This is a genomic window from Oryzibacillus soli (assembly GCF_051594765.1).
Classification (GTDB): Bacteria; Bacillota; Bacilli; order Paenibacillales; family NBRC-103111; genus Paenibacillus_AR.
This window is the reverse complement of record NZ_JBPPGJ010000013.1, coordinates 77,293-89,582: the sequence shown is the minus strand read 5'-3', so window position 1 is coordinate 89,582 and position 12,290 is coordinate 77,293. Positions and strand designations below refer to the sequence as shown.

Below are 12,290 nucleotides of genomic sequence, written 5' to 3'. Positions count from 1 at the left end.
ATCATCGAAAGGATGTGGAAGCGTGGCTGATCAAGATCCGAAGCCGATACCGAAGCTTCGCAACTATATCGGGGGAGGCTGGACGGAATCCGTCGGAGGACGATTCGAACCGGTTCCCGATCCGGCCACGGGCGAGATCATCGCCTACGTGCCTCTCTCCTCGCGGAACGATCTGGACCGGGCGGTGTCAACGGCCCGGGAGGCGTTCCGGGAGTGGAGCAGGGTGCCGGTTCCCCGGCGGGCCCGGCTGTTCTTCCGCTACCAGCAGCTCCTGACGGAGCGCTGGGAGGAGCTGGCCGCCTTGATCACCCGGGAGAACGGCAAGAGCTACGAGGAAGCTTACGGTGAGGTTCAGCGGGGAATCGAATGTGTGGAATTTGCGGCTGGCGCTCCGACCCTCATGATGGGGACCCAACTGCCCGATATCGCCACAGGGATGGAATCCGGCATGTACCGGTACCCGATCGGGGTGGTGGGCGGCATCGCCCCCTTCAACTTCCCCATGATGGTGCCCTGCTGGATGTTCCCGCTGGCCATCGCCTGCGGCAATACCTTCGTGCTGAAGCCCTCGGAGCGGACGCCGCTCCTGGTGAACCGCCTGGCGGAGCTCTTCTCGGAGGCGGGCTTCCCGCCCGGGGTGCTGAACGTGGTCCATGGTGCCCGAGAGGTGGTGAACGGGATGCTGGAGCATCCGGACATCGCCGCCGTCTCCTTCGTGGGCTCCCAGCCGGTGGCGGAGCACGTCTACAGGACGGCCGCCGCCCACGGCAAGCGGGTCCAGGCGCTGGCAGGCGCCAAGAACCATTCCATTGTTCTGCCGGACGCGGACTTGGAGCTGGCCGTGAAGAACATCGTCTCGGCCGCCTTCGGCTCTGCCGGCGAGCGGTGTATGGCCTGCGCGGTCGTAGTGGCGGTAGGTGCGGTTGGCGATGAGCTGGTGTCCCGTCTTCGGGAGGAGGCGGACCGTCTGCGCATCGGCAGCGGCATGGAGGAGGGCGTGTTCCTGGGGCCCGTCATCCGGGCCTCCCACAAGGAGCGCACCCTGGGCTACATCGAATCCGGCGTGGCCGAAGGGGCGGAGCTGGTTCGGGACGGTAGACGGGATGAAGCGGTATCGGGCTGCGGCTACTTCGTGGGCCCGACCATCTTCGACCGGGTGGAGCCCGGCATGAAGCTGTGGACCGACGAGCTGTTCGCCCCGGTGCTCTCCGTGGTCCGGGTGAACGATCTGTCCGAGGCCATCGCGGTGGCCAACCGGTCGGAGTTCGCCAACGGCGCCTGCCTCTATACGGACAGCGCCTCCGCCATCCGGCAGTTCCGCGACGAGATCGATGCAGGCATGCTCGGCATCAATGTGGGAGTTCCGGCTCCGATGGCCTTCTTCCCGTTCTCCGGCTATAAGAAGTCGTTCTACGGGGATCTGCATGCCAACGGGCGGGACGGAGTGGAGTTCTATACCCGCAAAAAAATGCTCACGGCCCGCTATGCCGGCCGAACGGGAGGTTGACGCCCATGGCGATGCAAGTGGACAGCGACCGGAACGATCCGGTGGCGAAGGACCGGAAGTACTTATGGCACAACATCACGCCCTACAACGAACACGAACCGCCCATGGTGGTCACGAGCGCACAGGGGTCATGGATTACGGATCACCAGGGCAGGCGGTACCTGGACGGCATGTCCGGCCTGTGGTGCGTGAACGTAGGCTACGGGAGGCAGGAGCTGGCGGAGGCCGCCTACAAGCAGCTGCTGGAGCTGCCCTACTATCCGCTGACCCAGAGCCATCTGCCGGCGATCCGGCTGGCGGAGAAGCTGAACGAGTGGCTGGAGGGAGAGTATGTGGTGTTCTTCTCCAACAGCGGCTCCGAAGCCAATGAAGCGGCCTTCAAAATCGTACGCCAATACCACCAGCAGCTTGGCCATCCCAACCGGTATAAGTTCATCTCCCGCTACCGGGCCTACCACGGCAGCTCGCTGGGCGCCTTGTCCGCCACGGGCCAGGCCCAGCGCAAGTATAAGTATGAGCCGCTGTCCGCAGGCTTCCTGCACGTGGCGCCTCCGGACAGCTACAGGCGGCCTTCCGGGATGTCCGAGGAGGCGTTCAATCTTCAATGCGCCCAGGCCATCGAGAACACCATCGTCTGGGAGGGCGTGGAGAGCGTAGCCGGGGTCATCATGGAGCCGGTTATCACGGGCGGCGGGGTCATCGTCCCACATCCCGTTTATCTGGAGAAGGTCCAGGAGATCTGCCGCAGGCACGGCGTGCTCTTGATCATCGACGAGGTGATCTGCGGGTTCGGCCGTTCGGGCCGCAGGTTCGGCCACCAGAATTTCGGCTTGAAGCCGGATATCGTCACCATGGCCAAGGGGCTGACCAGCGCCTATCTGCCGCTGTCCTCCACAGCGGTCCGCCGGGACATCTACGAAGCCTTCATGGGGCAGGAGGCGTACAGCCACTTCCGGCACGTGAACACCTTCGGGGGCAACCCCGCCGCCTGCGCCCTGGCCTTGAAGAATCTGGAGCTGATGGAGCGGGAGGGGCTGGTGAAGCGGGCGGAGCTCCTGGGCCGGAGGCTGCGGGAAGGGATGGAGGAGCTGCGGGATCATCCGCTGGTAGGAGACATTCGGAGCTTCGGCCTGATCCTCGGTATGGAGCTGGTGGCCGACAAGGCGACCAAGGAGCCGGCTTCGCCGGAAGCCGTCAAGCGGATCCTCTCCGGCTGCAAGGCCAAGGGCTTGATCATCGGCAAGAACGGGGATACGGTGGCGGGCTTCAACAACGTGCTGACCTTCGCTCCTCCGCTGGCCTCGACGGACGAGGATCTGGCCTTTATCCTGAGCGTCTTCAAGGAGGTCATGGAACAGCAGCTGCCGTGACGAGGTGGAGCCATCAGGCGCCGCCTTTGGAGCCGGAAGGGCCGGTGCCCGGAGCCGGCGGCTGCACAGTGCCATTGGTTCCGGCGACGCCGAGGCATTCCCGGTACCGGTCCGGATGAAGCAGCCGGAACGCCCGGAGCGCCACCTGGATGGAGATCCGGTGTTCGGGAGACAGGACGTCCACACCCAGCAGCTCCTTGATTTTCTCCAGGCGGTAATAGAGGGACTGCCGGACGATGAACAGCTTCTGGGCGGCGATCTGCTTGGAGCCGTCATGGTCCAGGTACACCTTGAGCGTGGCGAGAAGCTCGCTGCCCTTGGTCCGGTCGTGCTCCAAAAGAGGGCCAAGGCAATCCTGGATGAACGGGTCCAGGGTGGAGCCGCCGCCCAGCTGCAGCAGGAGACGGTAGATGCCCAGCTCCTCGTAGAGCACGGCGGGCGTGCCCATAATTTCCTGCATGGAGAGGGCCTGCATGGCCTCCCGGTAGGAAACGGGCGCATCCCGGAGATGGGTGCAGGCGTTGCCGCAGCCGACAGTTAACCGGTAGCCCTGCAAGGGCTTTTGGTCCGAGGTCTCAGCGGTTAAAGCGTCCAGGATCCGGCGGAAGCGGTCCTTGGCTTTGATCCGGGATTTCTGGTCTACGGCAATGACGGTGAGCCGTTCGTTGCGGACGGTGATGAAGGGGCGGTAGCCATGCTTTTCGAAGACGGAGCGAAGGTGGAGGGACAGGTGGTAGCGGATGGATTCCCGTTCATGCTCCTGGGAGGGCTGGTCCGCATCGGGGGATTGGCCGATCTCGATCAGGCATACCCGGAGATGGAGGTCTTGGATTCTCCCCAGATGGGGGCCGGCCAAAGCCAGCAGTTGTTTGTCGTCCTCCAGTTGACCGTTCAGAAGCTCCTCCACCCACCGGTTCTCCGCGAACAGCTTGCGCTCCTCCATATACCGGGTCCGGAGAAGCTCCTGCGCAATGGATAGGGAAGCGGAGTCCAACAGCAGGTAGTCCGTCTCCCGGGGCTGGCGTTCACAGATCATGGCCAGATACGCCCAAGTCTGACTCTGGGCCCCGATGGGCTTGACGATGGCGGTCTTGTCTTGGAAGGGGCGGATGTAAGGGGCCGCGTTGGGCTTGGATTCGTCCAGCTCCTGCCGGCAGTCGGCCAAAAACTGCAGAAGCTTTTCCTGATCGCCGGGCGGCGGTGCGGGGTGGAAGGTTGGGCTGCCGGGAAGCGGGAGGTAGACGAGTCGGGTCCGGGTGCTGCGGTGGAGAAGCTTCAGCACGTTGCCCGTCCCCTGGGAGGTTAGGGTCAGGCGATGGAACTCCCGGGAGACCACCTCCAGCTCCCGCAGCGTGTTGTGGTGACGGCTTAGAATCAGGGTGTGAAGATCTTGGGTGATGTCTACGAACCGCACGGTACGGTGGAACAGAATCAATGGGAAACGGTGCTCCTCCGCCAATCGGATCCAGCTGTCCGGCACGGAGGGGAAATAGGGCCCCAGCTCGACGCATAAGCAGGAGGCGCCTTGGTCGATGAGCTTCTCCATGAACGTGACGGAGCGGTCCGGGTCGGGGTGGAAGCCGACTCCAGTAGCCAGGATCATCTCTTCTCCATAGAGAAGCTTCTCGAAGGAGGAGATCTCCAGGACGTGAACCCAGCGCACCGGGCGGTCCAAGCCGGCAGAGCCCGCCGTCACCTGGGCGTCGGCGAATACCGGTCTTGCGATGGCTTCCTGTACGGTCAACGGCTGCTCCCAATCCAAGATGAACACCACCTTTACCGAGAGAATGTTAATGAATATAACATAACATAGTGAAAAGGGTTAGGGAATGCGAAGTAATGGATCGAAGAAGAGCTCTTTTATGGGGCGTTACGAGCTTTTGTGTTATAAAATCTAACGTGCGGGAGAGGGGGGTGCCGGATGTCCCAATTCACGATCCGGGCGGACCGTGTGGAGCGGCGGATCAGCCGGCTGGCGGAGATCGGGAGGATCAGCGACACCGGGGTATGCCGTCTGGCGCTGTCGCCGGAGGACCGGCAGGCGGCCGAGGTGGTTAAGGGTTGGATGGAGGAGGCGGGGCTTACGGCCCGCATCGATGCCTTCGGCAATCTGATCGGAAGGCTGGAGGGCCGCGATCCGGATGCGCCTGCGTTGATGATGGGCTCCCATATCGACACCCAGCCCTATGCGGGACGCTTCGACGGCATCATCGGCGTCATCGGCGCCATCGAGGCGGTCCAGACGCTGAGGGAGCAGGGGATCGTGCCGCAAATGCCGCTGGAGGTAGCCGCGTTCTGCGATGAGGAGGGCTGCCGTTTCAACAAAGGGCTGTTCGGTGTTCGGGGTCTGCTGGGCCGCTTGGAGGAGGGCGAGCTGGAGCGGACGGACAAGAACGGGGTGACCCGGAGGCAGGCGCTGCTGGAGTTCGGCGGAGACCCGGACCGGTTCGGGGCGGATCAGTATCCGCCGGGCCGCGTGGGTGCTTATCTGGAGCTCCACATCGAGCAGGGCCCTGTATTGGAAGCGATGGACCGGGCCGTAGGCCTGGTCACCGGCATCTCGGGCCCCATCTGGTGGACCGTGGATCTGTTCGGCTTCGCCGGTCATGCAGGCTCGGTTCCGATGCATATGCGCAAGGACGCCCTCGTGGGGGCGGCGCAGATCATCGCGGGACTCCGGGAGCTGGCCTCTCGGGAGCCCGGAGCCCCTACCGTGGGCACGGTCGGTTCCTTAAGGGTGTTCCCGGACTCGCGGAACATCATCCCGGAGCACGTGCAGTTCACAGTGGATCTCCGCGACATCGATCTGGAACGGCGCAACCGGCTGGAGGCGGAGCTGCGGGAGATGGTTGCCCGGACCGCCGCCGCCCATGGACTGCGCTATGAGATCCGGGAGGATACGGTCAGCGATCCCCGATACTGCGCGGACCATCTGAAGGATCGGATCCGGGAGGCGGCGGGGGAGATGGGAATCCCTCTGCCGGAGCTGATGAGCGGCCCGTTCCACGATGCTTTGGCCATGTCCTATTCCTGCGACTATGGGATGATTTTCGTCCGGTGCAAGGATGGGGTGAGCCACAATCCGAAGGAATATTCGTCGATGGAGGACATCGCCCTGGGTACGGAGCTCCTGTACCGGACGGCGCTCAAGCTATGTACAGCCGGGCAGTCCGTCCAGGCAGGCGTGGACTGAGCAAGACCATATATCACGACGGGGAGGCTGGCGGATGGAGAAGAGAGGTTTGCCGGGCATGCTGCCGATGGAGCAGTATGCCGCCAATTTTGCGGAGGCGGAGGCGGGACTTACGCCTAAAGCGGCGGCGGAGGAATCCAACCGCTGCTTGTATTGCTACGATGCCCCCTGCATCCAAGCCTGCCCGACGGGCATCAATATCCCTTCGTTCATTAAGCGGATCGCCACGGGCAATCCCGAGGGGGCTGCAGTTGCCATCATGGACGCCAATCCGGTAGGAGCCAGCTGCTCCCGGGTTTGTCCGACGGAGGTGCTGTGCGAGGGCGCGTGCGTCCTGAATGGGCCGTCCCAGCCGATCCGCATCGGACTGCTTCAGCGTTATGCCACGGACTGGGCCATGCGGGCCGGGAAGCCGCTGTTCCGTGCGGGAGCTCCGAACGGACTGAAGGTGGCCGTCATCGGCGGAGGGCCCGCCGGGCTGTCCGCTGCGCGGGAGCTGGCCCGGGAGGGCTTCGAGACCGTGGTGTACGAGGCGAAGCCGCTGGCCGGCGGGCTGAACACCCACGGCATCGTCTCCTTCCGCCTCCCGCAGGAGGTGGCGCTGTGGGAGGTGGAGCAGGTGCGGCAGCTGGGCGTGGACATCCGGACCGGAGTCCGGATCGGTACGGACGTGCCGGCCGCGAAGCTGCTGGAGGAGTACGACGCGGTGGTGCTGGCCGCCGGTATGGGAGAGGTCCCCCCTCTGGGGATTGAAGGGGAGGAGCTGGAGGGCGTCTACGACGCCATCCGTCTGGTCGAGGAGACGAAGAAGCCGGGCTATCCGCCCGTCCCCTTGTTGGGAGCCCGGGTGGCCGTCATCGGCGCCGGCAATACGGCCATCGATGCCGCCACCTGCTCGGTCCGGCTGGGCGCGGAGAAGGTGAAGATCGTCTACCGCCGCACCCGCAAGGAGATGACGGCCTACGACTTCGAATTCGAGTTCGCCAAGCAGGAGGGGGTGGAATTCAGCTGGCTCACCGCACCTAAGCGGATCGTTGGCGATGAGTACGGCCGGGTGACCCATCTGGAATGCCTCCGGTTGCGCCTCTTGGATCTGCCGGGCAAGGACGGGCGGCCCGTGCCGGAGCCGGTGGAGGGCAGTGAGTTCCTCCTGCCCGTGGACGCCGTCATCCTAGCGGTGGGCCAAACCCGCCACACCGGCCTGATCGCCCAGCTGGGGCTGAAACACGAGAAGGGGGTCGTCACCGTGGATGCGGACACCCACCGAACCTCGCACCCGAAGGTATACGCCGCCGGCGATGTCGTGTTCGGCTCAGGGGGCGGAGAGGCCATGGTGGTATCCGCCGCTGAGCAGGGCAAGCGGACCGCCCGCGCCATTATCCGCCACTTCGCCGGCCAGCCGAAGAGTGTGGCGATGTAAAGGGCCGGACGGAACCGGCCATCAATTAGAAGGAGGCGACCACCACTATGGCAGATCTGCGCATCAATCTGGCGGGTATCGATTCACCCAATCCGTTCTGGCTTGCATCAGCGCCCCCGACGAACACCGGCTACCAGGTCCAGCGGGCCTTCGAAGCGGGCTGGGGCGGGGCGGTGTGGAAGACGCTGGGGGAGCCCATCATCAACACCTCCTCCCGGTTCGCCGCCGTGAACTTCAATGGCCAGCGTGTGGCAGGCTTCAATAACATCGAGCTGATCACGGACCGCCCGCTGGAGGTCAATCTCCGGGAGATTGCGGAGACGAAGAAGCGTTTCCCGAAGAACGTCCTGATCGCCTCTCTCATGGTGGAGCCGAAGCAGGAGAAGTGGCATGAGATCGTCAAGCGGGTAGAGGCCGTCGGGGTTGACGGACTGGAGCTTAACTTCGGCTGTCCCCACGGCATGGCGGAGCGGGGCATGGGCTCGGCTTCCGGCCAGCAGCCGGACCTGGTGGAGCGCCAGACCTACTGGGTGAAGGAGGTGGCCGCCACTCCGGTCATCGTCAAGCTGACGCCCAACATCACCGACATCACCATGACCGCCAAGCATGCGGTGATGGGCGGAGCGGATGCGGTCAGCATGATCAACACCATCAACTCCTTGGCCGGAGTGGACCTGGATACCTGGAACACCATTCCCCATGTTGGGGGCAAAGGCGCCCACGGCGGCTACTGCGGCCCGGCCGTCAAGCCCATCGCGCTCAGCATGGTGGCCGAATGCGCCCGGCACCCGCAGATTCAAGCGCCCATCTCCGGCATCGGCGGCATCTCCACCTGGCAGGATGCGGTGGAGTTCCTCTTGATGGGCGCAACGGGCGTCCAAGTGTGTACGGCGGTTATGCATCACGGCTTCCGGATCGTAGAGGAGATGATCGACGGCCTGAACCGCTACCTCGACGCCAAGGGGCTGGCCTCCGTGACGGAGCTCATCGGGCGTGCCGTGCCCAAGTATTCCAACTGGGGCGATCTGGATCTGAACTACAAGGTCGTGGCCCGCATCGACACCGACACCTGCATCTCCTGCAACAAGTGCCACATCAGCTGCGAGGACACCTCCCACCAGTGCATCGAGCGCCATACGGACGTTCACGGCAAGCCGTTCCTGAAGGTGCGGGAGGAGGACTGCGTCGGCTGCAACCTGTGCTCCATCGTCTGCCCGGTGGACGGCGCCATTGAGATGGTGGAGGTCCCTTCGGCGCTGCCCCCCATGAGCTGGAACGACCGCCAGAAGGCCGTCGCCCGTCTGAACGCCCAATCCCCCGAAATGGAGGCGGTGTAACCATGAAGAAAATCATCAAAAACGGCACCATCGTCACGGCGTCCGACCAATACTTCGGCGACATCCTGATCGAGGATGGGATCATCGTTATGATCGGCGTGGACCTGGACGTCCCCGGAGCGGTTGTGGTGGATGCTTCGGGCTGCTACGTGTTCCCGGGCGGCATCGATCCCCACACCCACCTCGACATGCCCTTCGGCGGCACCGTCACGGCGGACGACTTCGAAACGGGCACCATAGCCGCCGCGTTCGGAGGGACGACGACGGTCATCGATTTTTGCCTGACGACGAAGAATGAGCCGCTGTCCAAGGCCGTCAAAACCTGGCACGACAAATCCAAAGGCAAGGCCGTTATCGATTACGGCTTCCACCTGATGATCGGGCAGATGAATGATGAGGTGCTGGAGGAGCTGCCCATCATCATCGAGGAGCAGGGAATCACTTCGCTGAAGGTGTTCATGGCTTACAAGAACGTCTTCCAGGCCGATGACGGGACCCTCTATAAGACCCTTCTCGCCGCCAAGGAGCACGGTGCCCTCGTCATGGTCCACGCGGAGAACGGCGACGTCATCGCCCACCTGATCGAGCAGGCGCTGGCCGCCGGTCATACAGAGCCCGTCTATCATGCGCTGACCCGGCCTGCGGTACTGGAGGGAGAGGCAACGGGCCGGGCCGCCAAACTGACGGAATTCGCCGATTCCCAGCTGTACGTGGTCCACGTGACCTGCGCGGAGGCAGTCCGCCAGATCGAGGAGGCGCGCCGCAAGGGCGTGCGGGTATACGGCGAGACCTGCCCGCAATATCTGATGCTGGACCAGACGGATCTGGAGAAGCCCAACTTCGAAGGGGCCAAGTACGTGTGGTCGCCTCCCCTGCGGGAGAAGTGGAACCAGGAGGTACTCTGGGACGCTCTGTGGAGCGGCTCGCTTCAGACGGTGGGCTCCGACCAATGCTCCTTCAATTTCAACGGGCAGAAGGATCTGGGCCTGAACGACTTCTCCAAGATTCCCAACGGGGGGCCCACCATCGAGGACCGCTTCAGCATCCTATACTCGGAGGGCGTCCGCAAGGGAAGGATCTCCATCCACCAGTTCGTGGACGTCATCTCCACCCAAGCTGCCAAGCTCTTCGGTCTTTTCCCCCAAAAAGGCACCATCGCCATCGGCAGCGATGCGGATCTGGTGATCTTCGATCCCAACGCGGAGCGGACGATCTCGGCCGCAACCCACCACATGAACGTGGACTACAATGCCTTCGAGGGGCTGCAGATCACCGGCGAGCCGGTATCCGTCCTGGTCCGGGGCGATTTCATCATCCGCAACAAGCAGTTCGTCGGTACGCCCGGCTATGGGCAATACCTGCGCCGCAAACGGTTCAACCCTCCGGCGCCTGCGCTGCGGACCGCCGGTGCGGAGCCGGTGAAGGGGGGCGTATCCTGATGTCATCCTACGAGGAATTTCTCAGCGAGAAGGAGGATATCGACGCCTACATCGCCCAAGGCTACAGCATCACTGCGCTGAAGGAGGATCTGGATGGTACGGAGGTCCGGTTCGTCCGAGGCGGCACGGAGCCGGGCCAGATGGTGCTGCTGCTGCTGAATCCCGATGCACGCAAATATGTGACCGCCCTCATACGGGGCGAGGCTTCCTGACGAAGCGTAAGCCCGATGATACAGGCCAACCGGACGGCATCCGGCTGGCCTGTTCTTGTCTCCGGCCGAATGAGCGGGATCCGGATTCCGATTCTTCCCATGCTCCCGAAACTCGTTTAGAATGGGAGAAAATAGGGCGAGAGAAAGGCGGAGATGGCGGTGTGGACGGAAGAGGTGGTCCGGTTTCAGCAGCGGGAGGTGCCAGTCTTTATCCATGTGGCGGCCGTAAAGGAAGATCAGACTCCCTTCACCTGCAGAGGCTACGGGTACCGGTCCGACCGGGAGGAGGGGGTCATACGGACGTATGTCTTGAAGAGCCAATGGCTTCGGCTGAACGAATATGCGGAGCTTCTCCGGGAGCTGGCCGTGCTGCTGACCTCCGGAGTGGATAACGAATCGTACCAATTCAAGGGACGCTTCCGGAATGCAGGTCCTCTGGATGCGGAGGATGCCGTCGCGTTGGCGGAGCAGCTGAGGCGGGTGTCCAAGTATGCTCCGGGCTTGCTGCCGCTGATCCGGGTCATGCCGTCGGACTGCTATGCCTTGGAGATCGGCATTCATTCGGTTTATACCCAGACTCCGGGCCCGGACGCAGGGCGCCCCGTAATGGAAGGAGGGAAGGGCCATGATCCTGCCCGCTGAACTGATGCCCCTCTTCGATGGGGCTTATCCCTCCTGCATCGTGACCGGTTCACCGGAGGGGATTCCGAATATATGCAATCTGACCCGGGTGTGGCATGCCGAGGACGGCACTGTAGCCATTGCAAATCAGCTGCTGAACAAGACCCGGGCCAATCTGCACCGGCGGCCCCTGGCGCTCTTGAAGCTGGTTCATCCGGGGGATTTCCGCCATTGGGAGCTGTCCGTACGTTATCTTCGCGAGGAGGACAAGGGACCGCTGTTCGACCGCATCCGAACCGAGCTGGAGGCCATCTCCTGGATGGCAGGCGTTGAGCTCGCGGCTCCTTTGAAGTCGGTACTGCTGCTCCAAGTGACGGCGGTCCGCGTCTGTACGGAGGAAGCCGTCCACCTCCAGCCTTCCCCGGAACGATATGGGGAATTGCTGTCTGCCTTGGCGGACGCCCACGGGTGGAAGCGCCTGTCCTATTGGGTGCCGGGCGACCGGGATGGCGAGGTGAAGCTGAAGGCGTCGAGAGGGGTGCCGGGTGCAGGCGTGGAGGCTTCCGCCTTGTCCGCCATGGAGCGGCTCGCATGCTGGGTACGAAGCGAGAACCGGGTCATCCGGTTTCACCAGATCCGTTCGCAGCTGCGGTATCTGCACTCCATCCGGCCCGGTCGGGAAGAACCGGGTGAACGGATGGCGGAGATGCCCATCACGGAGGATTCGCCTGCCGGCTATCTGGCCTTCCCGGTGCCGTCGCACCAATCGGTGGCGGGCATGGTCATCTGCGAGGATCCCGGTGAGCCCTTAGGAACCCTTGCGTCCATCGAGGACGGCTATATCCGGATCTTGTCCGGCATGCTGGGAGAGGCCTTATCTGCGCTTTCCGCCGATTCCGGGGAGAACCGGGAGGCGCTGTTCAAGCAGGCGGTGGAGCGGGCCAAGCTGAAGTGGGACAAGGAAACCGACCCGTTCTATACGGCGCTTAGCGCCAGGGAGCGTCAAGTCGCCATTCACGTGGCCAAGGGCTCCCCCAATGCGGAGATCGCCCGGGCGCTGTTCATCAGTCCAAGGACGGTCACAACGCATCTGGAGCGGATCTACCAGAAGCTCGAGGTGGCTTCCCGCAGCGCTTTGACCCGCTATGTGATGGAAAAGGGGCTGCAGAACGGCGAGTAATCCCCTCCGCG

10 protein-coding genes are annotated in these 12,290 nt (G+C 63.5%); 9 read left to right on the top strand and 1 reads right to left on the bottom strand.

The genetic code is table 11. The features are described 5' to 3' along the window. Nucleotides 1–22 precede the first annotated feature (22 nt). The gene (locus ACSEXW_RS18265) at nt 23–1,507 is read left to right on the top strand and encodes a CoA-acylating methylmalonate-semialdehyde dehydrogenase (protein ID WP_438447605.1); all 1,485 of its coding nucleotides are present in this window, start codon (nt 23–25) and stop codon (nt 1,505–1,507) included. 11 nt (nt 1,508–1,518) lie between these two features. Beyond that, entirely contained in the window at nt 1,519–2,877 is a 1,359-nt protein-coding gene (locus ACSEXW_RS18260) for an aspartate aminotransferase family protein (RefSeq protein ID WP_438447695.1), read from the top strand. A gap of 13 nt (nt 2,878–2,890) precedes the next feature. Here ACSEXW_RS18260 and ACSEXW_RS18255 read toward each other — a convergent pair whose 3' ends face one another. Next, a complete protein-coding gene (locus ACSEXW_RS18255) occupies nt 2,891–4,639 on the bottom strand; it encodes a PucR family transcriptional regulator (RefSeq protein WP_438447604.1) in 1,749 nt (582 codons plus the stop codon). 159 nt (nt 4,640–4,798) lie between these two features. Here ACSEXW_RS18255 and ACSEXW_RS18250 point away from each other — a divergent pair, with 159 nt between their 5' ends. From ACSEXW_RS18250 to ACSEXW_RS18220, 7 genes are all read left to right on the top strand, one after another. Then, nucleotides 4,799–6,070, top strand: a complete 1,272-nt coding sequence (locus ACSEXW_RS18250; RefSeq protein WP_438447603.1) for a Zn-dependent hydrolase — start codon at nt 4,799–4,801, stop codon at nt 6,068–6,070. Between the two features lie 34 nt (nt 6,071–6,104). Further along, nucleotides 6,105–7,490, top strand: a complete 1,386-nt coding sequence (locus tag ACSEXW_RS18245) for an NAD(P)-dependent oxidoreductase (protein ID WP_438447602.1) — start codon at nt 6,105–6,107, stop codon at nt 7,488–7,490. Nucleotides 7,491–7,537: 47 nt separating this feature from the next. Continuing rightward, complete coding sequence (preA, locus tag ACSEXW_RS18240; protein WP_438447601.1) at nt 7,538–8,827, top strand: NAD-dependent dihydropyrimidine dehydrogenase subunit PreA; 1,290 nt, start codon at nt 7,538–7,540, stop codon at nt 8,825–8,827. A 2-nt stretch (nt 8,828–8,829) separates the two neighbouring features. After that, a complete protein-coding gene (hydA, locus tag ACSEXW_RS18235; protein WP_438447600.1) occupies nt 8,830–10,266 on the top strand; it encodes a dihydropyrimidinase in 1,437 nt (478 codons plus the stop codon). Beyond that, entirely contained in the window at nt 10,266–10,478 is a 213-nt protein-coding gene (locus tag ACSEXW_RS18230) for a hypothetical protein (protein WP_438447599.1), read from the top strand. The genes hydA and ACSEXW_RS18230 overlap by 1 nt, the downstream gene beginning before the upstream one ends. Nucleotides 10,479–10,631: 153 nt before the next feature. Next, the gene (locus tag ACSEXW_RS18225) at nt 10,632–11,120 is read left to right on the top strand and encodes a hypothetical protein (protein WP_438447598.1); all 489 of its coding nucleotides are present in this window, start codon (nt 10,632–10,634) and stop codon (nt 11,118–11,120) included. Further along, nucleotides 11,104–12,279 carry a response regulator transcription factor gene (locus tag ACSEXW_RS18220; protein ID WP_438447597.1) on the top strand — a complete coding sequence of 392 codons (1,176 nt, stop codon included), beginning with the start codon at nt 11,104–11,106 and terminating at the stop codon, nt 12,277–12,279. The genes ACSEXW_RS18225 and ACSEXW_RS18220 overlap by 17 nt, the downstream gene beginning before the upstream one ends. Nucleotides 12,280–12,290 lie beyond the last annotated feature (11 nt).